Here is a 23304-nt window from a genome sequence, read left to right as displayed (position 1 = left end):
CACGGGATGATGGTGGTCGGATTGCGTCAAGTTGCGCCCCTTTTTCCGGTTGATTTGCCTGCTTCGCGAAGGGCTGGAGAATGGCTGTTAAAAGCACAATGTCAACAACAGGATAGGACAAAATAAGTTGCATTTTGCCCGCTGCTTTCGCCCCCGGCGTGAGACGATGCATTAACCGCAGCCTAACACTATCGCTGAATTGATCGCCCTACCCGTGTGGTTATGAAGTTACGAGTTGACATATGCCAGTTATGCAGGAATCTGAAGCAAAGTGCCGAAAATATAACCGCCGGGATGGCACCCGGACGAGCGGCAAATAACAAATCAGAAAGAGACCTTATAATGGGCAAAATGGATTTCATCGGAAAGGCTTCCAGCGCGGCTGGCGGCTGGGGTGCACTCAAGAGCGTGGGCAAGCGCCTGCTGGAATCGGGTGCTCCGATTTCCGGTGCCAGAACCCTGCTCAAGGCCAATCAGCCGGATGGTTTCGATTGTCCTGGCTGCGCATGGGGTGACCCGGAGCACGGCTCCTCCTTCGAGTTCTGCGAAAACGGCGTGAAGGCCGTTGCGTGGGAAGCGACTGAAGCACGCGTGCCGCCGGACTTCTTTGCCAGCCATACGGTTTCCGAGCTCCGCACATGGTCGGATTACAGCCTCGAAAAGCAGGGTCGCTTGACGGACCCATTGCGTTACGACCGCGCCACCGACAAATACCTGCCTGTTTCCTGGGACGATGCCTTTGCTGAAATCGGCGGCGTCCTGAAGAGCCTCGACAGCCCTGATCGCGCCGAGTTCTACACCTCAGGTCGCGCTTCCAACGAGGCAGCCTTCATCTACCAGTTGATGGTTCGTCTCTACGGCACCAACAATTTCCCTGACTGTTCTAACATGTGCCACGAGGCGAGCGGCGTGGGCCTCAAGGCCTCCGTCGGCGTTGGCAAAGGCACGGTGCTGCTAGAAGACTTCGAGAAGGCGGATGCCATTTTCGTGATCGGCCAAAATCCCGGCACCAACCATCCGCGCATGCTGGGTGACCTGCGCCGTGCGGCCATTCGTGGCGCGCGCATCGCGGTCTTCAATCCCATCCGCGAAAAGGGTCTGGAACGCTTCACCGATCCGCAGGACAAGATCGAAATGATCACCGGCGGTAACACCAAGATTGCCACCAACTACTACCAGCCACGTCAGGGCGGCGACATGGCCGCCGTGCGCGGCATGAGCAAGGCAGTGTTTGCGGCTGATGACGCAGCCCGCGCCGCTGGCAAACCTGCGGTCATCGACTATGATTTCCTAGCCGAACATGCGGTGGAGTTCGACGCCTACAAAGCTGCCGTAGAGGCCACGAGCTGGGAAGAAATCCTCGATCAGTCCGGCCTGACCCGCGAGCAGATCGAAGAAGCCGCTGGTATCTACATGGCGTCGAATGCCGTGATTGCGACCTGGGCGATGGGCATTACCCAGCACAAGCACTCGGTTGTCACCATCCGCGAGATCACCAACTTCATGCTGCTGCGCGGCAATGTCGGTCGTCCCGGCGCGGGTCTCTGCCCAGTGCGTGGTCACTCCAACGTGCAGGGTGACCGCACGGTTGGTATCGACGAGAAGGCCCCGCCTGCCCTGCTCGATGCGCTGGAAAAGGAACTCGGCGTGCCAATGCCGCGTAACCGTGGCCACAACACGGTTGAAGCCATCAGCGCCATGCTGGATGGCAAGGCACAGGCCTTCATCGCGCTTGGCGGCAACTTCCTGCGCGCCACACCGGACAGCCCGCTGATCATCAAGGCGTTCGAAAAGCAGAAGCTGACGGTCAACATCGCCACCAAGCTCAACCACTCGCATCTGGTGCCGGGCGAAACATCCTTCATCCTGCCCTGCCTTGGCCGCACCGAAATCGACCGCAACTCGCAGGGCAAGTCGCAGATCGTGACCGTGGAAGACTCCATGAGCATGGTGCACGGCTCTGGTGGTATCAACGAGCCCGCGTCGCCGGAACTGCGCTCGGAAGTCGCCATTATCGCCGGCATTGCGGCGGCAACGCTCGGCAGCGAGCGCGTTCAGTGGGCGAAGCTGGCCGACGATTACGATCTGATCCGCGACATGATCTCGCGCGTTCTGCCGGGCTTTCATGAGTTCAACGAGCGTGTGCGCGTGCCTCGCGGCTTCCACCTGCGCAATGCGGCGGCGGAACGTGAGTGGAATACACCTGCCAAGAAGGCCACCTTCTTTACCGGTGCCTTGCCGGAAAAGACCGACCATCAAGAAGCGCTTTCCAAAACTGGCATCTTCGTTCTGCAGACCTTCCGCAGCCACGATCAGTACAACACCACGATCTACGGCATGGATGACCGCTATCGCGGCGTCTATGGCGAGCGACAGGTGATTTTCATGAACCCAAAGGACATGGAAAAGCTGGGCGCGCATGCCAAGCAGCGTGTGGATGTCATTGGTGAATATGGCGACGGCGTCGAGCGCATTGCGGAAAACTTCCGCCTCGTGCCCTACAATATTCCAGAAGGCAGCGTCGGTGGCTATTACCCGGAGCTGAACGTTTTGGTGCCACTGCACAGCTATGGCGAGGGCAGCTTCACACCGACGTCGAAATCCGTTCTGGTCTCGGTTCGCCTGCGCACAGAGGCAGAGGCCGCCTGATGAATGACGATCAGTCCGCCGCGCGCTTTCTGGCCGTGGTGGAACAGATCAGCCAAACGGCCCCGGTTGCGCTCGACGCCACCGGGGCCGCGCTCATTGCGGCGGTTCACCTTGGCATCGGCAATGACAGCCGCAGCCTTTCCAATAAGCTCGGCATTGCGCACGCGCTGGTGCTGCGGGAAATCAACACGCTGTCTGGTCGGATGCTGACCATCGTCAAGCGCGATGCGCGCACGCAGCGAACATGGGTGGAACTGACGGATGAGGCATCGTCCCTTGCTTCATCTGCCTCCCAAATCCTGCTTAAGAGCTCGCTTACAGCTGAATAGAATAAATGGAACGTCCCATGCCAACTCGTTCTATCGTGTTCTACCCGCATCCGGCGCTTGGCTCCTATTGCGAGCCTGTGACTGAGTTCGGGCCCGAACTCGCGCAACTCGCACAGGATCTGGTGGAAACGATGCGCGCCGCCCCCGGCGTCGGCATCACTGCCGCGCATGTCGGCGTGCTGCAACGCCTCTTCGTGCTGGAGCTGAAACCCGGTGATGTCAGAACATACGTCAAGCCAGAGATTCTGGAGACTTCGGCTGAAACGATGCGGCACACAGAAGGCAGCGTTTCAATGCCGGGCTTTACCGAAGAGGTGGAGCGCCCCTCCAAGGTGACGCTGCGCTTTCAGGATGTCTCCGGCCAGTGGCACGAAGAGCGGGCAGAAGGCTTTCACGCCATCTGCATCCAGCACGAGATCGATCAGTTGAACGGCATGTTCTGGCTCAAGCGCCTGTCGAAACTCAAGCGCGATCGCTTGATCCGCAAATGGGAAAAGGCACAGCGCTGACTATTCGACGGAGAGATTGAACGCGGCGTCACCACGCAACGTGTTGCTGACGGTGCAAATCTCCTCAGCCTGATGAGCGATAGCCTGTTTCGTCTCAGCATCGAAATCGCCGGCAATCTTTAGGCTCATATGGAAACGCGTGATGCGCGCTGGTTCTCCCTCAGATTTTTCGCCGGTCACCCGCGCCTCCACGCTTTCGAAACGGTCTAGCACCCCCATGCGGCTGGCCGCGATGCGAGCGCTCAGCACCAGACAGGCGGCGAGCGAGGAGTAGAGCAGGTCAAGCGGGTTGAAACCGGGCTCGGACGCAGCCGTGACGACGGCCAGCGCGCCGCCGGTTGGTGTCGCGATCTGCGGGTGACCGTTGCGCCCCAATGTTGCGGTGGCACCGGTCTCGCGCTTCTTCACCCTGACTTCGCTCACGCCAATGTCCTTAATTTCGAATTTTCAAAAATTACATTTTGCACAATGGAACCAAAATACAAGCTTGCGCTTTTACTCACGGAACGGTGATCGACCGTTACAGATTTATAAATAGGAGCTGGGACATATGGCTACAGGCGCACTCGTAAGTATTCTGATCACATTTCTGGTCATCGTACTCATTCTCTGGCTGATCAACCGCCTGCCCGTTGGCGGCAGCGCGAAGCAGATCGCACAGGTGATCGTCATCATCATCGGTATTATTTCCCTGCTGAAATATCTCGCAGTGTTCTAAGAACCATGGATTGACCGATATCGGGCCCGACAGGAGATTTCTCCAGTCGGGCTTTTTTTGTGCTTTTAGAACTCTATTCGGGAAAGTACCTGACATAGGCGAATTCATCACCATCAGGTGACCAATTGGGAGAATTCATTGTGCCCTGCCCGCCGAAAAGCTCGAAAAGCGTCTCCACATTGCTTCCATCCACATCCATCAGCCGCACTCTTACATCGAGATCGCGCGGATGATCGAAAACGTCAGCGTCGTAGGAAACAAAAACCACCTTGTCACCCTTCGGTGACGGATGCGGAAACCAGTCGCCATATGGGCTGTCCGTGACGCGCTCGACCGCCGATCCATCCACCCGCACGCGCCAGATCTGCATCAAACCCGTGCGGCTGGAGTTGAAATAAATCCACTGCCCATCCGCCGAATAATCCGGCCCGTCATTACGCCCCTCGCCATGCGTCAGGCGTGTCTCCGTCGCTGTCTCGACATCCATCGAATAGATATCGAAAACCTGATCGCGAATGCCACAATAGGCAAAGCTTTTGCTATCGGGAGACCAGCCATGCCAATAGGATGGCAGATTATGCGTCATCAGCTTGGGCGTACCGCCGCTGGCGGGTAGCAGGTAAATCGTGCTTTTCCCGAACTCAACCTTATCGGAAATGGCGTAGAGCGAGCCATCCGGCGAAATGCCATGGTCGTTGTTGCACTCGCTGGCAAAGCCCGTATTGACCTTTTCGATTGCTGCATCACCAGTCAGTGACAGGCGGTATAGCAACCCCTCGCTGTTCAGCAAAAGATACGTACCATCCGGCGACCAGTTGGGCGCTTCGAACAGTTCCGGCGTCTGCCAGACCACCCGGTTTTCCCGTGTGCGAATGTTGAAGATCTCAACGGAACTGCGAAGCTTTTCGGTCACATCATCGATCCCTGAAGCGGTTGGTGATCGGGTAGCGCCGGTCACGACCAAAATTCTTCTTGGTGATCTTTACGCCTGGCGCGGATTGGCGACGTTTGTATTCGGCGAGATAGAGCAGATGCTCGATGCGATGGACGGTTGCGATGTCGTGGCCACGTGCGACGATATCTTCCACCGACATTTCCTGCTCCACTAGGCACTCCAGAATATCGTCCAGCACGGGATAAGGCGGCAACGAGTCCTGATCGGTCTGGTTTGGGCGCAGTTCCGCCGACGGCGCTTTGGAGATGATGTTGGCGGGAATGACCTCGCCCGACGGACCAAGCGCCGTTGGTGGCACGTGGCTGTTTCTCCAGGCGGAGATGGCGTAGACCTGCATCTTATAAAGGTCTTTGATAGGGTTGAAACCGCCATTCATATCGCCGTACAGCGTGGCATAACCCACAGACATCTCGGACTTGTTGCCCGTTGTCACGACCATGGAGCCGAACTTGTTGGAAACGGCCATGAGAATGGTGCCGCGCGCGCGGCTTTGCAGATTTTCTTCGGTAATACCCTCTTCCGTGCCTTCGAACAGTTCTGCCAGCGAAGAGAGGAAGCCATCGACCGGATCGGCAATCGGCACGATATCATATCGGCATCCAAGCGCCTTTGCGCAATCCGCCGCATCCTTGAACGAATCCTCTGATGTATAGCGATAGGGCAGCATGATGCAACGCACACGCTCCTCGCCCAGCGCATCCACCGCAATGGCTGCGCAAATGGCCGAATCGATACCGCCGGAAAGACCCAACACCACGCTTTTGAAGCCGTTCTTGTTGACGTAATCGCGGAAGCCCAACATACATGCGCGGTAATCGGCCTCCTCGCCTTCCGGTATCTGCGAGAACGGTCCTTCGCTGCAATGCCAACCCTTTTCGGTACGCTTCCAGTCCGTGACAGAAAGCGTCGATTCGAACTGGCTCATCTGGAAGGCTAGCGTCTTGTCCGCGTTGAAGGCGAAGCTTGCGCCATCGAACACAAGCTCGTCCTGCCCGCCGACCTGGTTGACGAAGACGAGCGGCAGGCCGCTTTCGATGACCTGTCGCAAGGCCACCTGATGGCGCACATCCACCTTGCCGCGATAATAGGGCGAGCCATTCGGTACCAGCAGAATTTCAGCGCCGCTTTCGGCCAGTGTTTCGCACACGCCGAAGTCGTTCCAGATTTCCTCACAGATCGGAATGCCGATGCGGACACCCCGGAAATTGTAGGGACCGGAAATGGAGCCTTCGGAAAAAACACGCTTCTCGTCGAACTCGCCATAGTTTGGCAGATCGACCTTGTCGCGCAGCGCCAGTATTTTGCCTCCATCCAACAGCGCCACCGAATTGTGCCGCCCCGTCTCACCTTGACGCGGGAAACCGATGATCACGCCCGGCCCGCCATCCGCCGTTTCCGCCGCCAGTTCTTCCACAGCCTTCAGGCAAGACTTCAGGAAGGATGGCTTCAGGACCAAGTCTTCCGGCGGGTAACCGGAGATGAAAAGCTCTGACAAAAGCAGCAGATCCGCACCTTGCGATGCGGCGTCCGCACGGGCTTCGCGCGCCTTGGCAAGGTTGCCAGAGACATCGCCGACTGTGGGATTGAACTGCCCAACGGCAATTCGCAAAACATTGGGATTGGTGTGTATTTGGCTCATAACACTTGTCTACCGTGGTCATGCCCGCTGTGCAACGCAGGCAATTAAAGTCACCGAAAAAACGACCGTCGCATCATCATGATGCATTTCACGCAAAGGTTATGCCGGACGATTGTGGATTTTGCAGAGTTCATGTCGCATTCACTCCGCTTATGTGACAGTTACATGACACCTTCATGACGCCCGATTCACCGTGTGCGTCACAGACTACCGGAGTTAGAATATTGAGGAATTTGGCGCCCAAAACAACGGTCGCCGAAAGGATGAAACTCGTCCTTTCGCACCCGTTGGCACGCAACCCAACCAGCATCGCGGGCGACCTTCAGCCGCTGGTCAATCTGATATTAGCGTCCCTGTTGATGATCGTCTGCGTAGAGTGGATCGCGCGCGGATCGCTACACGATGTCGGAACCTTCCTTACCTCACCTGTGCGGCCGGGAATCACCACCGTGGTCGCGATTCTCCTGTCACTGTTGGCGCTGGATGCCGTTTTTGGCAGGCAATATCAGTCGCTGCTCATCGCTGGCCCGGTGCTGCTCGTCACGGCCTTCGTCTCGCATCAAAAACAGCTTTATCTTTCCGATCCGCTCTATCCATCCGATCTGCTGTTCGGGCGTCAAATCTTGCAGTTGATGCCTGCCATGCTGAAAGCCCAGCCGCTGACGGCGGTAGCGCTCGCGATCGGCTTGATCGTGGCAGGTGCAGGTGCCATCCATCTATGGCGGTTCGTGCGCCAACACACACCGGCGCTTTCGGCGAGAGCACGACTGGTTCGCTTGGCGCTCGCAGTCCCGCTGCTGACCGGCCTTGCGTCGCTGATGGAATATTCTGACAACTCGTGGGTCCGCGACCGTTTGAACATTATTCCCATGATGTGGGACCAGAAGGAAAATTATCGGCACAACGGCTTTCTGATGGCCTTCGCGTTCAACATTCCCATGGCCAATGTTTCAGCTCCGGCAGGCTATGGCGAAAACACAATTGCAGACATCGCCTCAGATGGTTCGGCTTTTGCCGTCAACCACAGTCAGTGGCCGGATGTCATCATGATCATGAGCGAGTCGCTCTGGGACCCGACGCGGCTCCCCAACGTCTCGCTATCCCGCGATCCGATGCCAAACATTCGCAGCCGGCAATCAGGTCACATCTTCTCTCCCGAATTTGGCGGCATGACTGCCAATGTCGAGTTCGAAGCACTGACCGGCTTTTCCAACGCGTTCCTGCCCTATGGCAGCATTCCCTATCAGCAATATGTGCGCCAGCCCGTTCCCTCGCTGGCAACGTTCTTCCGTGCCGAAGGCTATTCCGCCATTGCCATGCACCCGTTTCAGGACTGGTTCTGGAACCGCCGCGAGGTCTACAAGTCCTTTGGTTTTGAGGAGTTCCGCTCGGAAGAAACGCTTCCAGCCATGGAAAAGCGTGGCATGTTTGCCTCCGACGAGGCGCTGACATCCGAAATCATGCAGACGGTGGATGCAGCGGAAAAGCCTCTGTTCCTCTTCGCCGTCACCTTGCAGGGTCACGGCCCCTATGAGCCGAACCGATATAGGCAAAACACGGTGTCCGTGGATGGATCGCTTTCGGATGGTGCTGCTGAAGCTCTTTCGACTTATGCGCAAGGCGTTTCGGAAGCTGACGACAGTTTTGCGCGGCTGATTGATTGGGCCAAGAACCGTGAGCGCGAGACCGTTATCGTTCTCTTCGGAGACCATCTACCGCCGCTGGGGCAGGTCTATGTCGAAAGCGGCCACATGCCGGGCATGGTCGCGACACGCCGCGCGCCGCTTGATACCATGAGAAAGGAACACGAAACGCCGCTTGTGGTCTGGTCCTCCAAAACCGGATTGCACAACAGGATCGGCACGATCAGCCCAGCGTTGCTGCCTTACCACGTCCTGAAAACGGCTGGTTTCGCCGACCCGTTCTACACCGGCGTTCTTGGCAAGGTGCAGGCATCTTACTCCGTCATAGACCGGCATATGCTGGTGGAAAAAGACGGCTCTGCCGTGCCGGACTGGTCAACGGGCACAGGCGCGGTCCCTTCCGTCATCAACGAATATCGACAGCTGCAATTCGATATGATGTTCGGAAAACAATTCAGCAAAGACCGGTTTTTCCCCGGTTTTGCTTGGGTCAATCCGGCTCAGCCATCCAGCTGAGGGCGGTGATCGCAATACCGAATTCGGTTGAATTCGGTATTGGCGCCGGTTACTCGTCAAGACTGGCGGACCGTCGTCCCGGGCGGCTCCGAACCTTGGCTGGAGATCGAAGAATGCCTGCTATCCCCGATTATATTGCCTCTCATTTCAAACGATCGTCCAAAGAGATCGGAGATGTGGAACGGCACATTCTCGACATCGCGCATCAGCGGCAACTCATTTCCACAGATACCAACGCGGCATTTTCCAAGAACTCCACCTTCGGAGAGCGGCTCGCAGATGGCATCGCCCGCGTCGGCGGCTCGTGGGCCTTCATCATCAGCTTCATGGTTTTTCTGGTTGTCTGGGCCGTCATCAATACCGTGGTGCTAACGACACAGGCATTCGACCCCTACCCCTTCGTCTTCCTCAATCTCATTCTGTCCATGCTGGCGGCCATTCAGGCGCCTATCATCATGATGTCGCAGAACCGTCAGGGAACGCGTGACCGTTTCGAGGCCGCCAAGGATTACGAGGTCAATCTCAAGTCCGAACTCGAGGTCCTGTCTCTGCACGAAAAGATCGATGTGAAGGTGCTTGCAGAACTGGTGGCGCTGCGAGCAGAAATCGCCAAGCTTCATACCCGCCGGGAAAACAGCACCGATTTGCCGTGACTTGCACCCGCGCAACACGTCTATTGTTGTTCAATATTCATTTTGCGCCTTTTTCTGCATTGGTTACGAATCCGTCAGATTCTTCCGCTACAGATTGACGCGGGCATTTGTTGCATTGCACTCTGGGTGCAGCGACACGGGAATCACTTTCCGTATCAGAAGGCATCACGCTTTTCCGAGCAGCGAAGCCCACGCGCTGGAGACACGATCTCCGGCTATCGAAATTCTGTTCAGAGGCATTTTTCATGAACGAGTACGATCTTGTTGTTGTCGGTAGCGGTCCCGCTGGTAGACGTGCTGCCATTCAGGCAGCAAAGCTGGATAAAAAAGTCCTCGTCATTGAAAAAGGCAGCCGCGTCGGCGGCGTTTCCGTGCACACCGGGACAATTCCCTCCAAAACAATGCGCGAAACCGCGCTCAATCTCTCCGGCTGGCGCGAGCGTGGGTTCTACGGACGCTCCTACCGCGTGAAGCAGGAAATCAGCGCGGAAGACCTGCGTCGCCGCCTGCTCATCACGCTGGACCACGAAGTCGAAGTGCTGGAACACCAGTTCGCGCGAAACCGCGTGACCCATATTCGCGGCAAGGCAGCCTTCGTGACGAACGACACGATGGAAATCAGCAAGGACGATGGCGAGGTCGTTCTCGTAAAGGGCAAGAGCATTCTGCTGGCCGTCGGCACCCGCCCCTTCCGCCCGGATTACATGCCGTTCAATGGCAAGACCGTTATCGATAGCGACGAGTTGCTGGAGCTGGAAAAGCTGCCTCGCTCGATGGTCGTCATCGGTGCGGGTGTTATCGGCATCGAATATGCCACGATTTTCAGCGCCCTCGACACGGCTGTAACCATCATCGATCCGAAGCCGACGATGCTCGATTTCATCGACAAGGAAATCGTCGAGGACTTCACCTACCAGCTCCGCGACCGCAATATGAAACTGCTGCTGGGCCAGAAGGCTGAGAAGGTCGAGCATACGCCGGAAGGCAAGGTCATGCTGACGCTGGATAGCGGGCGTACGCTGACTACGGAAATGGTTCTGTTCGCTGCTGGCCGCATGGGCGCTACCGATACGCTCAACCTGGCCGCCGCTGGTCTGTCCGCCGATAACCGAGGCCGCCTGTCCGTCAATCCTGAAACCTTTGAAACCTCGGTCAAGGGAATTTTCGCCGCCGGTGACGTTATCGGCTTTCCAAGCCTCGCCTCGACCTCCATGGAACAGGGCCGCATTGCAGCGCGCGTCGCAGTCGGTGCCATCGGCATGGAACCGCAGAAATACTTTCCCTACGGCATCTATGCCGTGCCTGAAATCTCCACCTGCGGCCTGACCGAAGAGGAAATGAAGGAACGCGGGATCGCCTATGAATGCGGCATTGCCCGCTTCCGCGAGACCTCGCGCGGTCACATCATGGGTCTGGACACCGGTCTACTGAAGCTGATCTTCTCTCTGAAAACCCGTCGCCTTCTCGGTGTTCATATCGTCGGCGAGGGTGCGACCGAGCTCGTCCACATCGGACAGGCGGTTCTCAACCTCAAGGGAACTGTCGAGTATTTCGTCGAAAACACCTTCAATTACCCGACGCTCGCCGAGGCCTATAAGATCGCCGGTCTCGATGCGTGGAACCGCATGGGCGACATCAAGAACGATAACGCCTGAGGCACGGACGCCCCTACCAGCGAATCTGGTAGCGGGCGTTGACTGAGGGGCGAAAACGGTCTTCGTATCCCTGATTGAGCTTGCCCGTCACGGTGAGATTTTCACCGAATTTCTGCTCAAGCGCGACGCTGGACGTGAATTCATCGAAAGTCTCGCGGCTGGCCCCTGTCAGCACAAAAGCGGTTCCGGTCTCCGAACGGGTCAGGCGTAGGGATTGCGACACATCGAGCCCGCTCCACTGCTGCGCCGTGCCATCATATCGCACCGTCATGTTACGATTGGCCTCTACATCAAGCTCGGGGGTTGCGATGCGCTTTTGCGTCGTCGTCATGGTCCAGGCACTGGAGCCGGTCAGGGCGTTCATGAGAACCGCGATGTCACCCGCAACCTTCGCGCCGGGAACATTGGACGACAGCAGCGTGACATTACCCCAAAACTTGACCGGCGTATCCACCAGCGCGCCACCTTCGGACGCGTTCATGCCCATTTCCAGCCCGGCACGCACCGGGGTCTGGATGGGAAGCTTCGCACCGACCCGTGCGGAATAGGATTGATCGGAATTCTTGGCCGGAGACCAGATCAGTCCCCGCTCCTGCGCATGGACAGTTCCAGCCGAAAAGATGACGGCAATCGCGGCAATCACGAGGCCGCTGGTTTTCTGAAACATCACTTCTGTTCCTCAAGCTTTGGGAGGCACATCATTGCTGGGAGGGCAATGACGCGCCTTGTTCGGCTTTGGACGGATGGAATGACCACACGTCCCGAGTTGGCAGACCGCGCCAGCAATAAAGGGCGCGTGGTTGATCATCCGGCATGACGAAGTGGTCGACAATGCCGAATGGAGAGCTGAAACTGAGGGCTAAAAGCCGGGCCGTGCGCGACGCACGACGGATTTGCAAGGTGCTCGTGGCGACCGCAAATCAATGAACCGAGTCTGCCAGATGAACGGCAGATGAACAAGAGCAGATGCAGCAAAAATTCATTGTGCGCTGCATTGTGATCGAAACGGCACGGCTAAGTGCTCGCTAACTCAGACCTGACCTATTTTCTCGCGACCGAATTCAACGTCTCTTTTGTATGATGCGCATGCAGCCGAAAATCATCTATCAGCACGCAATGCAAAAGGCCGCAGCTCACGCCACGGCCTTTCAAAATATTTTGAGAAAGAAGCTTACTCGGCGTCGCCTTCAGCAGCCTTCTTCTTGGCAGGAGCCTTCTTCTTCGGAGCGGCTTCTTCGCCTTCCGCAGCGTCGGCCTTGGCAGCAGCCTTCTTCTTTGCAGGCTTCTTCTCAGCCTTTTCGCCTTCTTCGGCGTCTTCAGCCAGCAGCTCTTCCTTCGTTACGGTCTTGTCCGTAACGGAGACTTCTTCGAGCAGCTTGTCGATGACCTTCTCTTCAAAGATCGGTGCGCGAAGCGAAGCGGAAGCACCTGGGGTGTTGCGGAAGAAATCGAGGATTTCTTTCTGCTGGCCAGGGAACTGCTGCAACTGCTGGAACAGCGCGCGCTGCATTTCTTCTTCCGTTACTTCAACGCCAGCCTTCTCACCTATTTCGGAGAGAACGAGGCCGAGACGAACGCGGCGTTCTGCAAGCTTGCGGTATTCTTCGCGTGCTTCTTCTTCCGTCGTGTCTTCGTCGGCAAATGTCTTGCCGGACTGTGCGAGATCGGTGTTGATCTGGCGCCAGATGTTGTCGAACTCGGCGTCAACCAAGCCAGCCGGTGTCTCGAACTTGTAGACTTCGTCGAGCTGGTCGAGAATCTGACGCTTTACCTTCTGACGGGTAACGTTGCTGTACTGGCTTTCGATCTGGCCACGAACGATTTCCTTCAGCTTTTCAGCCGATTCGAGACCGAGCTTGGTCGCCAGTTCGTCGTTGATTTCAACGGCTGCTGCCGATGCAATTTCCTTGACGGTGATGTCGAACACGGCTTCCTTGCCAGCAAGTTCTGCAGCAGGATATTCAGTTGGGAAGGTAACGGTGATCGCCTTCTCATCGCCAGCCTTGACGCCGACTAGCTGGTCTTCGAAGCCAGGAATGAAGCGACCGGAACCGATCACGAGCTCTGCATCTTCGGCAGCGCCGCCATCAAAGGCTACGCCGTCGACCTTGCCGAGATAATTCATGGTAACGCGGTCGCCTTCAGCGGCAACGCCGTCCTTGGCTTCATAGGTGCGAGCGCTTTCAGCGATCTTGAGGATCTGCTCGTTGATTTCGTCTTCGGTGACTTCAACGACTTCGCGCGTAACCTTGATGCCGTCGTTCGACTTCAGCTCGATCGCAGGAATGACTTCGTATGCGAGGTTGAATTCGAAATCGGCTTCAGCAGCGAGGATCTTGTCGGCTTCGTCCTGATCTTCCGTCATGGAGATGGAAGGCTGCGTTGCAGACTTTTCGCCACGACCGGAAATGATCTCGGATGGCTTGTCGCGAACGAGTTCGTTGACGAGGTCAGCCATGATGGACTTGCCGTACATCTTCTTCAGGTGTGCGAGAGGCACTTTGCCTGGACGGAAGCCGTTGATGCGAACCTTGTCCTTGGCGTCGACCAGGCGCTCGTCAAGGCGAGACTTCATATCGGCAGCCGGAATTACGACCTTGATTTCGCGCTTCAGCCCTTCAGCGAGCGTTTCGATAACCTGCATTTTCATACCTTCACATCATGGCGGCGGTGCTCAGACAGCCGTTGGTTTACTTTCGAGCACAGCGCCGGAATCTAAATTAACCGGCCGTTGCTATATAAAGTGCATGCACAAGCATTTTGCCGAGCAAAAACTGCGCTTGAGCCAAGGAATCCGCGAAGAAAATCCCCACGCATCTTCCCGGCGATTCATGTGGTGCGGGTAGAGGGACTCGAACCCCCACAACTCTCGTCGCCAGAACCTAAATCTGGTGCGTCTACCAATTCCGCCATACCCGCGCTCTTGAATCCTGCATAAACAACATCTGGCACACGAGGCCTTCCGGAGCGCGCGTCTCTATATCACCCGTTTTCTGGAGCGCAAAGGGAAAATGACGGTTTTACGTCGCTATTTGCCGGGTTTTGCCCGCCCCTCCGAAGATTTATCGGTCCGCTCGGGCTTATCAAGCAACCAGATGAGCCAAGGGAATAATGCGAAAGCCTATGAGTCGGGAGGATCGAAAACAGCGATCGGTATTGTGCATTGTTGGGCATCTCCACTCAGTCGAAGCCACCTAGACGCTCACACTGCCCTCAAATTATGCATTTATTAACGAAGCATGGGTGTTTTCGGGCAATGCAATGCGCTGTGTGCATAGGTGGCATACTTCATTGTCTGTTTTTGTTTCTCCTAAACCGATTATATTCGGTCTCAGGAAATCAAATCAGCGCTGACCCAAGCAGCGCTCAAAGACGAAACGAAGGACACGACCATGAACATCACTCGCTCGCTGAACAACTGGCGCAAGTACCGTCAGACCGTAACTGAACTGGGCCGCATGAGCGACCGCGAACTCAGCGACCTCGGCATTGGCCGCAGCGATATCCGTCGCGTTGCACGCACAGCCGTCGGCATCTAATATATTAAACAGAATATCGGGGGCATCAGCCTCTGGTTCTGGTACGTTTTTAAAAAGGTCTTGAGCTTCGGCTCCGGGCCTTTTTCTTTGTCTGCGCTTTACATGCGGTGTCGGCATTCCAGGCGAGAGTACCCGCGCTTAAAAAACACCCATCACCACGTAAATGGCTGAAAATTAGTCGACGCACTGCACAAATGCATGGCAGTCGCCTAAATTCTGCACTCCACATCCTCGGTCTGCATATGTATATACACATCAACAGCAGAGAGCGCAGACAGAAACGCCTCGGCAGCCTAATTCGAAGTCAAACAGAACATAGATCGAGGAAACGACCATGAACCCTATCCGCATTGCAAAAAACTGGATCAGCTACCGCCGCACAATCAATGAGTTGGGTAGCCTTTCCAACCAGGCCCTCAGCGACATCGGCCTGACACGTTACGACATCCGCAACGTTGCTTCCCGTTCGTTCCGCTAATCAGCGTAAAGGGCCATTCCGCCAACCGACCTCCCACGGGCGTTGAATGGCTGAGCGACAGGTAATCATAACGGCGCCTCGGGCGCCGTTTTTGATTCAGGGCATTCGGTCGAGAGCTTCGTCTCCCGAATTGCGCCAAGTGAGGATGACCACATCCTCATCTCCCAACCCAACTCCGATTCGTCCACTTCGCCATAAATGGGCCAGCGCTTGACAACCGTCATAAAACAGTAGAACATAAAGTGAACATATGGAGTTGCAGCAATGAACGCAGCAGATAAAACCATTGAACACGCCATGTCTCTCGTCGCCCAGTCACGCAGCCTTCGTGAGCGCGCGTTGGAACGGCGTCGCGAATTACAGCGCCGCGCCGAAATGGTGACGGTCAAGCCGCTCTACATTTTGAAAAAGAATGGTGGACGGCAGTTGTCGCTTCGGTTGGATAGCTAAGGGGCTGACACGCGCCCTACTTTCTAACCGCATGTACTTCGAACGACGTTTGCTGACACAAAAAATCCCGTGCGAGATCATCTCCGCACGGGATTTTTTGAAACAGGTGTTCGCATTGGCTTACTGCATTCTTAGAAGTGCTGACTGAGGTGAGGCAGTCGCTGCTTCTGCGTTCCCGGGCAGTCGATCGGTCTTTTTGAGAACCAGGATTGGCTTTTGTGCGGGTTCAACCGGTGGGGTTATGCTTGCAGTCTTGAACTCACGGTCGACTGGGATCGATGTATTCATGTTCTTGTTGACGACGCTATCGGCAAGGGCCGCAGAAGCGGAAAAGCCGATCATTGCTGCGATAATGAGAATTGGCTTCATGTCATTCTCCCTTCTTGTTTATATTAGAAATATATTCATCAAACTGATTGTCGTGGAATCACACGTTTGTGCTAGGCGGCTCGCAAATCCGGGTTAGCTCTTGCTGAGTTCAAGTCTTGCCTTGAGCGACCGGCGGAAAATCATCGCCACATATGTTCCGCTCAGAGGAACGATGAGCGGCTTGTATGTGGAGGCCGAAGTCGTGTTGGCCGCCTGCAATATCCGTCTGATGTTCGAGCTGTTTTGCAATTTCATGCCACCTCTCCTTCGCCAAATAAACGGAGGGCGAGACCTTTGGTTCCTGCGTCACGCAAGCAAAGGTTAACAATTCGTTTCGAAAAAATACTTTATACAGTCACGAATTCGTGATTGTCGCGGATGAAACCTTGGGCGGTTTCCGCTAAGTCTCAGATATCGAAGACGCCTGTGGCAACACGCATGGCATGACCGCCAATTCGGGCGCGGGAAATTTCGTTTTCCTTCACATCCATTGTGAGATGAATATGCGATGGGCGTCCCATTTCGACACCCTGCTCTATCAACATCGGGTAGTGCCCATCGGCCAACCTGTCGAAGTGATGGATAGCACCGGAAAGCGCTGCGACCGCGGAGCCGGTCGCCGGGTCTTCTGAAATGCCCATATCGGGCGAGAACATGCGGGCGTGGAATTTCGCCGCATGGTTCACGCCGCCGCGACAGTAAAGATAGGCAGATGTCAGGCGTCCCTCGACAAGCGGCGCATTTTTAAGCCACAGGCCCGCATCGAAATCCACTTCCTCCATCGCGGCGATGTTGTGAACGGGAATGGTGAGAAACGGCACGCCCGCAGTCCAGATCGACGGGTGGTGGTTTTCAAAGCCAAGCTGTGCCTCTGCAAGGCCCAGAGCATCGGCAAGCTGGTCATTGTGCAGCGGCAAGTCGACACGAGACGATTTTCGCGGAAGGTCGAATTCCGCGAAGCTCGCTTCACCTTCGCGAACCCGGATGGCGCATCTGACGGGTCCGACCTTTTCCTCCAGCACAGTCACCATATCGGCAGAGCCTTGGCTGTGATTTCGTTCAGCGATGGCAATGGCAGCACCCACTGTGGGGTGTCCTGCAAAAGGCAGCTCCGATGCAGGCGTGAATATTCTGAGGAATGCGGCATAGGCAGGGTTATCGGATTGCGTGACGAAAACGGTTTCCGACAGGTTCATCTCCCGCGCGATGGCCTGCATCGTATCGTCATCCAGACCATCTGCGCCGAACATCACGGCCAGCGGGTTCCCGGCCAGTTTCTGGCGGGTGAAGACATCGTAGATACTGTACTCTATCGCCACATCCCACTCCTTGGGCACCTGCAATGTCCCGCAAACTGCCTGACCTGACTGGGCACTGCAACCCTGTTTATACGCAAGCACTCAAGAAGCTGTGGACGTGGCAGGTGCATTTTAAAGAGCTTGTCCTGACAGCAGGTCTTCATGTACCAAAGGCCATCAACAGGGGTGACTGCATGTCGCGTTCAACTGAGAGTCTGTGTTTCGTCGCTTCGACCACCGACAATGCGCAAAGTGCGCGGGACGAACTAGTCACGCATTACGGCAATGCCTCTTTCGACGAAGCCGATGTCATCGTGGTGCTGGGCGGTGATGGTTTCATGTTGCAGGTCCTCAACGAGACCATGAACTCCGGCAAGCGTGTCTACGGCATGAATCGTGGCTCGATCGGGTTTTTGATGAATGACTACCGGGTCAAAGGCCTGCCGGAGCGGATCGCGATTGCCACCGGCAATGATTTTCATCCGTTGCGCATGACCACCATCGATGCCGATGGCAAAGACTTCTCTGCACTCGCCATGAATGAAGTCAGCCTGTTCCGCCAGTCCCACCAGGCCGCAAAACTGCGGGTGGATGTGGATGGCAAGACACGGCTGGACGAACTGATCTGCGATGGCATGATGGTGGCAACACCTGCGGGCTCCACAGCCTATAACTTCTCGGCGCACGGTCCAATCCTGCCGCTCGAATCGCCGCTTCTGGCTTTGACGCCAGTCAGTGCGTTTCGCCCGCGCCGCTGGCGTGGCGCTCTGCTGCCAAATAAGGTAACGGTGGATATCCACGTTCTCGAGAGCGAAAAGCGTCCGGTCAACGCCGTTGCCGACCACACGGAGGTAAAGTCGGTGCAAACCGTGCGTATTGCGCAATCCGAGGACAGAACCGCAAAAATTCTGTCGGATCCCGATCGATCGTGGTCGGACAGGGTGCTTGCCGAACAGTTTACGAATTGATGAAGATAACGATGATCAAAAGCTTCCTCGCCACCACATTTCTCGCTGCCAGCCTCTGCGTGGCTAACGCCCAGACACAAGGACCCGGCATCGATGCCCTGCCCGTCTCCACGATTTTCGTAGCAAGCAGCGGTATGTGGGAACAGGATGCCCAAGCCCAGGGTGAAAACAAGTCAGCAGGATCGGCTGAGCCAACACGCGGCTATTATAAGGTCATCGCCATGCGCCAGACCGATGGCACCGCGAAGATTTACCTTCAGCAGATCGCCTATACAGCAACCGGCCCCAGTCTCGTGGAAACTGTTGAGCTTGAAGAGTTCACCCAGATGAAGGCCTATGTAACCGACATCCGCCCGGAAAGCTCCACCGGTGCCTCCGATGTTCCCGGCCTTTTCGTCACGGTTCACTTGAAAACGAACCCCACGCAAAAGGATGCCGATGCCTGGACGGTGCTGATCGATGAGCTCGGCGACATGAAGATCGAGAAAGCGTCGAACTGAGTGGGCAATCAGAGGCCGATGTCCTCAGGCCTCTCCAGCACCGCACCGAAATGATGTTTCCAGAGGCGAGCGCCCAAAGCGCCGCTTCGGTCCAGACTGGAACCGACGGTCAGCCACGGTATCAGCGTAGGGCGTAACCCGGCGTCGAAGAAGCTGAACCCCGCCGCAAGAACGCAAGTATCGGCCTGAATGCCACAGACCAGCACACGGTCTGGCTTCAATGACACGAGGTAGTCGATGGCTTCTTTCGGTGGAGCATACCCATACTTGATAAAGACGCGGTCGGCAGCGACCAGCGAATTGTCCGAAGCACCCGGCTTCCAGCCCAACTGGCTTTCGAAAGGCGTAATGCTTTCATCATGCCGCTCCACGCTTGCGACACTCGGCAGCAGCGTGGCAAGGCGGGCAATGTTGCTGACGAGGTCCGCAGGCGGATCGAAACTTGGTTGCACGTCCACAATATAGAGAACCTGTTTCACGATACACCGCTCCCTTGTTAATTGGGCTCCAAATCAAAAAGCCTCCCGCAACACATGCGAGAGGCCAATTTTATCATAAGCAAGACACCTGGGATCAGTCGATGTCGGAGACTTCGACGTCTGCTCCGCCGCTGATGCGGTGGGCGAGCGCTGCTTCCATGAACTCGTTCAGTTCGCCATCGAGCACGTTGCTCGGCGCGGTGCTTTCCACGCCCGTGCGCAGATCCTTGACCAGCTGATAGGGCTGCAAGACGTAGGAACGAATCTGGTGGCCCCAGCCGATATCGGTCTTGGATGCTGCCTGAGCATTTGCTGCAGCTTCCCGCTTCATCAACTCGGCTTCGTAGAGGCGCGAACGCAGCATTTCCCACGCCTTGGCGCGGTTCTTGTGCTGGGAGCGTTCCTGCTGGCAGGCCACCGCGATGCCGGTTGGAATATGCGTGATACGCACAGCCGAGTCGGTCGTGTTGACGTGCTGTCCGCCAGCACCCGACGAGCGATAAGTATCGATGCGGCAATCGCTTTCGTTGATGTCGATCTGTATCGAATCATCGACCACCGGGTAAACCCAGATGGACGAGAAGGAGGTATGTCGGCGCGCATTGCTGTCATAAGGCGAGATGCGAACGAGGCGGTGAACACCCGATTCCGTCTTCATCCAGCCGAAAGCATTATGGCCCTTGACCAGAATGGTCGCGGATTTGATCCCCGCTTCTTCGCCTTCGTGAACTTCCAGAACTTCGACCTTGTAGCCCTGACGCTCCGCCCAGCGGGTGTACATGCGCAGCAGAATATTGGCCCAGTCCTGGCTTTCCGTGCCACCGGCGCCGGAATGCACTTCGACATAGGTATCGTTGCTATCGGCTTCACCAGAAAGCATGGCTTCCACCTGACGGCGGTTCGCCTCGCTTCGCAGCGTCTTCAAAGCGTATTCGGCTTCCTTGATGATGTCGGCATCACCTTCCGCCTCACCCATCTCGATCAGCTCGACATTGTCGTTGACCTGCTGTTCGAGGGCTTTGACGCCGTTGATGGATTCGTCAAGCTGCTGGCGCTCGCGCATCAGCTTCTGCGCTTCCGTCGCGTCATTCCAGAGGTTTGGGTCTTCGGCCTTGTTGTTCAACCAGTCCAGTCGTCTTATCGCCTGGTCCCAGTCAAAGATGCCTCCTCAGCAGGCTTATGGCCTGCCTGATTTCGTCGACGACGTTCACGATCTCATTGCGCATTTCGCAGATACTTCGCTTTCATGGAAATTAGCATTAAAACTCGATGGCTGAATAAATGCGAGGGGCGCGGATGTAAAGCCCGCGCCCCTCGCCTTTCCATCAATTGGGTTCAATAGAGGCCGCCGCCACCGCCGGTAATGGCCTGCTGGGCCTGTGGCGAAGCGCGCAGAATGTCTTCCTGAGACATGGCGCCGTCCATACCAATCACGTTGAAGCTGCTGGCCGGACCCGTGCCAGGCTTGAAGGCTTCCATGATCGTATCGGGCTCGCCTTCATTGGCAGCCATGCCGGTCTTGCGGTTGACGGCAACGAACTGCATGCCGTTCGGCACAATAAACTTGCTCTGTGGGAGATGCTTTGCAGCCTGCGCAATGAACTCACCGAAGATCGGCGCTGCCAGCGAACCGCCGGTGCCGCCACGGCCAAGCGGTGCGGGGCTATCGAAACCGATATAGAGGCCTGCCACCAGATCAGGCGTGTAACCTACGAACCAAGCGTCTTTCTCGTCATTGGTCGTGCCGGTCTTGCCAGCAACCGGCAGGTTGACCTTGATCTTGCCTGCCGCCGTACCGCGCTGAACGACGCCCTCAAGCATGGATGTCGTCTGATACGCCGTCATCGGGTCAAGAACCTGCTCGCGATTGTCAACGATCTCGGGTTCGTCCTGATTCTGCCAGCTCGCAGCGTTGCAGCTTTCGCAACCGCGCTCCTCATGACGGAAAATCGTCTTGCCGTAGCGGTCCTGAATGCGGTCGATGACCGTTGGGTTGATCTGCTTGCCGCCATTCGCAATCACGGAATAGGCAGAAACCATCCGCATCACGGTCGTTTCACCGGAACCGAGCGACATCGCCAGCAGTGGCGGCATCTTGTCGTAAATACCGAAGCGCTCCGCATATTCCGCAACGAGGTTCATACCCATATCCTGCGCCAGACGCACGGTCATAAGGTTACGGGATTTCTCGATACCCAGACGCAGTGTCGATGGGCCAGCCACTTCGCCGCCGTAGTTCTGCGGCCGCCAGACCTGACCACCGGAAACAACCTCCAGCGGTGCATCCATGACCACAGATGCAGGCGTATAGCCATTATCCAGGGCCGCAGCATAGATGAACGGCTTGAACGAGGAACCCGGCTGGCGCATTGCCTGCGTCGCGCGGTTGAACTCCGACTGGCCATAGGAGAAGCCGCCGACCATGGCCAGAACGCGACCGGTATGCGGGTCCATCACCACCATGCCGCCTTGCACCTTCGGAGGCTGACGAAGGCGGTATTCCGCACCGTCATTGGACAGCGGCTCAACATAAACGACATCGCCGGTCTTTAAGACGCTCGCAGGTGACTTGGCTGTCGCGCGTTGCCCCTTGGCATCACGGTAGGCCCAACGCATATTTTCCGGCTTGATATGGCCTCGGCTGCGCTTATCCGGGTTGTCGCTATCACCGTCGGGACGAAGGCCAACATCGACGCCATCGGCTGATGCGGCCAGCACGACGGCCAGTTTCCACTCGGGCACATCACGAAGCGGCTTGATCTTCGCCAGCGCATCGCTCCAGTTGCCGGAGGTGTCGATCTGATCGACAGGGCCGTGGAAGCCACGACGCTCATCATAATCCAGCAAACCATCCTGAAGCGCCTTGCGGGCCTCCAACTGAATATCGGGATCGAATGACGTGCGAACGGAAAGGCCGCCTTCCAGCAAAGCCTTCTCGCCGTATTTCTCAACGATCTGGCGACGCGCTTCTTCGGAGAAGTAATCTGATGCCGCAAGACGGGCTCCGCCTGTGCGAATATTCACGCCCAAGGGCTGCGTCTTGGCATCGGCTGCGTCGGCTTGCGTGATGTAGCCATTTTCCGCCATGCGGTCGATGACCCAGTTGCGGCGCTCGACCGCCGCCTTTTCACGGCGTAGAGGATGGTAGTTAGCAGGCCCCTTTGGAAGCGCTGCGAGATAGGCTGTTTCCGCAATCGTCAGTTCGGTTACCGACTTATTGAAATAGGTCAGAGCAGCACTGGCGATACCATAGGAGTTGAGACCGAAGAAAATCTCGTTGAGGTAAAGCTCGAGGATCTTATCCTTGCTGTAGGCCTGCTCGATACGGAAGGACAGGATCGCTTCCTTGGCCTTACGCTCCATGGTCTGCTCATTGGTCAACAGGAAGTTTTTGGCAACCTGCTGCGTAATCGTCGAGCCACCCTGCGTCGGACCGCCCGTCACGTAAGCGACGGCTGCGCGGGCAAAGCCGGTGACGTCGATGCCGGGGTGCTGATAGAAATTCTTGTCTTCGGCAGACAGAAACGCAGCCTTGACGCGGTCTGGCACCGCCTGAATGGGCAGGAACAGGCGCCGCTGCTTGGCGTATTCCGCCATCAGCGCGCCATTACCGGCGTGGATGCGTGTCGTTACCGGTGGCTCGTAACTGTTCAGCACCGCGTAATCGGGCAGATCCTTCGTAATAGTCACCAAATAAATGGCAACACCGCCAGCCACCACAAGGAACAGCATGCTGGCCAAGCCGAAGAAATATCCAATAAGTCTGATCATATTAAAGCTACCGATACTTCGAATCGTAACTGGTTGCGCCCGTTGTTATGAGCACATTCTTGCATATAGCATGCCGTTTTGCACACCGCTTCATCGATGACAAGCCGCCAAGAGCAGCATTCTCTCATACATTAAAGTGAGCCGTGGCTTTCTGCTTCGCGAAAAGCACACATCACCATCGAATCC

The 23304-nt window shown here is 56.5% G+C and carries 23 protein-coding genes and 1 tRNA gene; 12 read left to right on the top strand and 12 right to left on the bottom strand.

Going from position 1 to position 23304, the window contains the following annotated elements; all coding sequences use genetic code 11:
- The first annotated feature begins 342 nt into the window (after positions 1 to 342).
- From QRN55_RS16285 to QRN55_RS16275, 3 genes are read left to right on the top strand one after another with little or no spacing between them, the layout of a single operon-like run.
- Entirely contained in the window at positions 343 to 2649 is a 2307-nt protein-coding gene (locus QRN55_RS16285) for an FdhF/YdeP family oxidoreductase (protein WP_284777498.1), read from the top strand.
- Entirely contained in the window at positions 2649 to 2978 is a 330-nt protein-coding gene (locus QRN55_RS16280; protein WP_284777497.1) for a hypothetical protein, read from the top strand. Before QRN55_RS16285 ends, QRN55_RS16280 begins: the two co-directional genes overlap by 1 nt.
- 17 nt (positions 2979 to 2995) lie before the next feature.
- Positions 2996 to 3487: a peptide deformylase gene (locus QRN55_RS16275; protein WP_284777495.1), complete on the top strand. Its 492-nt coding sequence runs from the start codon at positions 2996 to 2998 to the stop codon at positions 3485 to 3487.
- Here QRN55_RS16275 and QRN55_RS16270 read toward each other — a convergent pair whose 3' ends face one another.
- A complete protein-coding gene (locus QRN55_RS16270; protein ID WP_284777494.1) occupies positions 3488 to 3910 on the bottom strand; it encodes an OsmC family protein in 423 nt (140 codons plus the stop codon).
- Positions 3911 to 4037: 127 nt separating this feature from the next.
- On the opposite strand from QRN55_RS16270, the gene QRN55_RS16265 reads away from it, so the two are divergent.
- Positions 4038 to 4205 (top strand): Thivi_2564 family membrane protein, encoded by a 168-nt coding sequence (locus QRN55_RS16265; protein ID WP_103088505.1) that lies wholly within the window; start codon positions 4038 to 4040, stop codon positions 4203 to 4205.
- Between the two features lie 73 nt (positions 4206 to 4278).
- On the opposite strand, the gene QRN55_RS16260 is transcribed toward QRN55_RS16265, so the two are convergent.
- Together QRN55_RS16260 and QRN55_RS16255 are read right to left on the bottom strand one after the other, a co-directional pair.
- Positions 4279 to 5118 carry a TolB family protein gene (locus QRN55_RS16260; protein ID WP_284777493.1) on the bottom strand — a complete coding sequence of 280 codons (840 nt, stop codon included), beginning with the start codon at positions 5116 to 5118 and terminating at the stop codon, positions 4279 to 4281.
- A 1-nt stretch (position 5119) separates the two neighbouring features.
- The gene (locus tag QRN55_RS16255; protein WP_284777492.1) at positions 5120 to 6799 is read right to left on the bottom strand and encodes an NAD+ synthase; all 1680 of its coding nucleotides are present in this window, start codon (positions 6797 to 6799) and stop codon (positions 5120 to 5122) included.
- A 263-nt stretch (positions 6800 to 7062) separates the two neighbouring features.
- On the opposite strand from QRN55_RS16255, the gene QRN55_RS16250 reads away from it, so the two are divergent.
- From QRN55_RS16250 to sthA, 3 genes are all read left to right on the top strand, one after another.
- Positions 7063 to 8958: an LTA synthase family protein gene (locus QRN55_RS16250; RefSeq protein ID WP_284777491.1), complete on the top strand. Its 1896-nt coding sequence runs from the start codon at positions 7063 to 7065 to the stop codon at positions 8956 to 8958.
- 113 nt (positions 8959 to 9071) lie between these two features.
- Entirely contained in the window at positions 9072 to 9611 is a 540-nt protein-coding gene (locus QRN55_RS16245) for a DUF1003 domain-containing protein (RefSeq protein WP_284777490.1), read from the top strand.
- A 245-nt stretch (positions 9612 to 9856) separates the two neighbouring features.
- On the top strand, positions 9857 to 11266 hold the full coding sequence (sthA, locus tag QRN55_RS16240; protein WP_112499890.1) for a Si-specific NAD(P)(+) transhydrogenase: 1410 nt from the start codon (positions 9857 to 9859) through the stop codon (positions 11264 to 11266).
- A gap of 13 nt (positions 11267 to 11279) precedes the next feature.
- Here the strand turns inward: sthA and QRN55_RS16235 are convergent, their stop codons facing one another.
- From QRN55_RS16235 to QRN55_RS16225, 3 genes are all read right to left on the bottom strand, one after another.
- Positions 11280 to 11933 (bottom strand): hypothetical protein, encoded by a 654-nt coding sequence (locus QRN55_RS16235; RefSeq protein ID WP_284777489.1) that lies wholly within the window; start codon positions 11931 to 11933, stop codon positions 11280 to 11282.
- Between the two features lie 504 nt (positions 11934 to 12437).
- Positions 12438 to 13910, bottom strand: coding sequence for a trigger factor (gene tig, locus QRN55_RS16230; RefSeq protein WP_284777563.1), 1473 nt, complete (start codon positions 13908 to 13910; stop codon positions 12438 to 12440).
- A 190-nt stretch (positions 13911 to 14100) separates the two neighbouring features.
- A tRNA-Leu gene (locus QRN55_RS16225) sits at positions 14101 to 14185 on the bottom strand.
- Between the two features lie 473 nt (positions 14186 to 14658).
- Between QRN55_RS16225 and QRN55_RS16220 the strand changes: the two genes are divergently transcribed.
- The 3 genes from QRN55_RS16220 (at position 14659) to QRN55_RS16210 (ending at position 15733) form a co-directional block, all read left to right on the top strand.
- A complete protein-coding gene (locus QRN55_RS16220) occupies positions 14659 to 14805 on the top strand; it encodes a DUF1127 domain-containing protein (protein WP_082453394.1) in 147 nt (48 codons plus the stop codon).
- Between the two features lie 334 nt (positions 14806 to 15139).
- Positions 15140 to 15283: a DUF1127 domain-containing protein gene (locus tag QRN55_RS16215; RefSeq protein ID WP_003515516.1), complete on the top strand. Its 144-nt coding sequence runs from the start codon at positions 15140 to 15142 to the stop codon at positions 15281 to 15283.
- Between the two features lie 264 nt (positions 15284 to 15547).
- Positions 15548 to 15733, top strand: a complete 186-nt coding sequence (locus QRN55_RS16210; RefSeq protein WP_112499888.1) for a hypothetical protein — start codon at positions 15548 to 15550, stop codon at positions 15731 to 15733.
- Between the two features lie 120 nt (positions 15734 to 15853).
- Here QRN55_RS16210 and QRN55_RS16205 read toward each other — a convergent pair whose 3' ends face one another.
- The 3 genes from QRN55_RS16205 to QRN55_RS16195 form a co-directional block, all read right to left on the bottom strand.
- Positions 15854 to 16102 (bottom strand): hypothetical protein, encoded by a 249-nt coding sequence (locus QRN55_RS16205; RefSeq protein ID WP_284777488.1) that lies wholly within the window; start codon positions 16100 to 16102, stop codon positions 15854 to 15856.
- Positions 16103 to 16195: 93 nt separating this feature from the next.
- A complete protein-coding gene (locus tag QRN55_RS16200) occupies positions 16196 to 16357 on the bottom strand; it encodes a hypothetical protein (protein ID WP_162698223.1) in 162 nt (53 codons plus the stop codon).
- Positions 16358 to 16509: 152 nt separating this feature from the next.
- Entirely contained in the window at positions 16510 to 17421 is a 912-nt protein-coding gene (locus tag QRN55_RS16195; RefSeq protein ID WP_284777562.1) for a PhzF family phenazine biosynthesis protein, read from the bottom strand.
- Between the two features lie 173 nt (positions 17422 to 17594).
- On the opposite strand from QRN55_RS16195, the gene QRN55_RS16190 reads away from it, so the two are divergent.
- The gene (locus tag QRN55_RS16190; protein ID WP_284777486.1) at positions 17595 to 18368 is read left to right on the top strand and encodes an NAD kinase; all 774 of its coding nucleotides are present in this window, start codon (positions 17595 to 17597) and stop codon (positions 18366 to 18368) included.
- Positions 18369 to 18379: 11 nt separating this feature from the next.
- Positions 18380 to 18868 (top strand): hypothetical protein, encoded by a 489-nt coding sequence (locus QRN55_RS16185; RefSeq protein WP_284777485.1) that lies wholly within the window; start codon positions 18380 to 18382, stop codon positions 18866 to 18868.
- Positions 18869 to 18876: 8 nt separating this feature from the next.
- On the opposite strand, the gene QRN55_RS16180 is transcribed toward QRN55_RS16185, so the two are convergent.
- The 3 genes from QRN55_RS16180 to QRN55_RS16170 all read right to left on the bottom strand — a co-directional run bounded on the left by QRN55_RS16180 (position 18877) and on the right by QRN55_RS16170 (position 23118).
- The gene (locus QRN55_RS16180) at positions 18877 to 19347 is read right to left on the bottom strand and encodes a cysteine hydrolase family protein (protein WP_284777484.1); all 471 of its coding nucleotides are present in this window, start codon (positions 19345 to 19347) and stop codon (positions 18877 to 18879) included.
- Between the two features lie 94 nt (positions 19348 to 19441).
- A protein-coding gene (gene prfB / locus QRN55_RS16175) for a peptide chain release factor 2 (protein WP_284777483.1) occupies positions 19442 to 20573 on the bottom strand; the annotation gives its coding sequence in 2 pieces (ribosomal slippage) (positions 19442 to 20503 and positions 20505 to 20573; 1131 coding nt in all).
- A gap of 109 nt (positions 20574 to 20682) precedes the next feature.
- A complete protein-coding gene (locus QRN55_RS16170; RefSeq protein ID WP_111838244.1) occupies positions 20683 to 23118 on the bottom strand; it encodes a penicillin-binding protein 1A in 2436 nt (811 codons plus the stop codon).
- Positions 23119 to 23304: the final 186 nt, after the last annotated feature.

Origin of the sequence: Agrobacterium sp. lyk4-40-TYG-31, from assembly GCF_030209855.1 — a bacterium.
In the GTDB taxonomy this organism is placed as follows: domain Bacteria; phylum Pseudomonadota; class Alphaproteobacteria; order Rhizobiales; family Rhizobiaceae; genus Agrobacterium; species Agrobacterium vaccinii.
The sequence above is the reverse complement of the archived record's forward strand: the minus strand, read 5'-3'. Positions and strand labels throughout refer to the sequence as shown.

Coding starts and splice junctions, on each gene's coding strand:
- QRN55_RS16170 (WP_111838244.1), bottom strand. CDS start 23,118: ATGATCAGACTTATTGGATATTTCTTCGGCTTGGCCAGCATGCTGTTC.
- QRN55_RS16215 (WP_003515516.1), top strand. CDS start 15,140: ATGAACCCTATCCGCATTGCAAAAAACTGGATCAGCTACCGCCGCACA.
- QRN55_RS16220 (WP_082453394.1), top strand. CDS start 14,659: ATGAACATCACTCGCTCGCTGAACAACTGGCGCAAGTACCGTCAGACC.
- QRN55_RS16210 (WP_112499888.1), top strand. CDS start 15,548: ATGAACGCAGCAGATAAAACCATTGAACACGCCATGTCTCTCGTCGCC.
- QRN55_RS16285 (WP_284777498.1), top strand. CDS start 343: ATGGGCAAAATGGATTTCATCGGAAAGGCTTCCAGCGCGGCTGGCGGC.
- QRN55_RS16190 (WP_284777486.1), top strand. CDS start 17,595: ATGTCGCGTTCAACTGAGAGTCTGTGTTTCGTCGCTTCGACCACCGAC.
- QRN55_RS16280 (WP_284777497.1), top strand. CDS start 2,649: ATGAATGACGATCAGTCCGCCGCGCGCTTTCTGGCCGTGGTGGAACAG.
- sthA (WP_112499890.1), top strand. CDS start 9,857: ATGAACGAGTACGATCTTGTTGTTGTCGGTAGCGGTCCCGCTGGTAGA.
- tig (WP_284777563.1), bottom strand. CDS start 13,910: ATGCAGGTTATCGAAACGCTCGCTGAAGGGCTGAAGCGCGAAATCAAG.
- QRN55_RS16235 (WP_284777489.1), bottom strand. CDS start 11,933: ATGTTTCAGAAAACCAGCGGCCTCGTGATTGCCGCGATTGCCGTCATC.
- QRN55_RS16255 (WP_284777492.1), bottom strand. CDS start 6,799: ATGAGCCAAATACACACCAATCCCAATGTTTTGCGAATTGCCGTTGGG.
- QRN55_RS16250 (WP_284777491.1), top strand. CDS start 7,063: ATGAAACTCGTCCTTTCGCACCCGTTGGCACGCAACCCAACCAGCATC.
- QRN55_RS16245 (WP_284777490.1), top strand. CDS start 9,072: ATGCCTGCTATCCCCGATTATATTGCCTCTCATTTCAAACGATCGTCC.
- QRN55_RS16265 (WP_103088505.1), top strand. CDS start 4,038: ATGGCTACAGGCGCACTCGTAAGTATTCTGATCACATTTCTGGTCATC.
- QRN55_RS16185 (WP_284777485.1), top strand. CDS start 18,380: ATGATCAAAAGCTTCCTCGCCACCACATTTCTCGCTGCCAGCCTCTGC.
- QRN55_RS16275 (WP_284777495.1), top strand. CDS start 2,996: ATGCCAACTCGTTCTATCGTGTTCTACCCGCATCCGGCGCTTGGCTCC.
- QRN55_RS16200 (WP_162698223.1), bottom strand. CDS start 16,357: ATGAAATTGCAAAACAGCTCGAACATCAGACGGATATTGCAGGCGGCC.
- QRN55_RS16205 (WP_284777488.1), bottom strand. CDS start 16,102: ATGAAGCCAATTCTCATTATCGCAGCAATGATCGGCTTTTCCGCTTCT.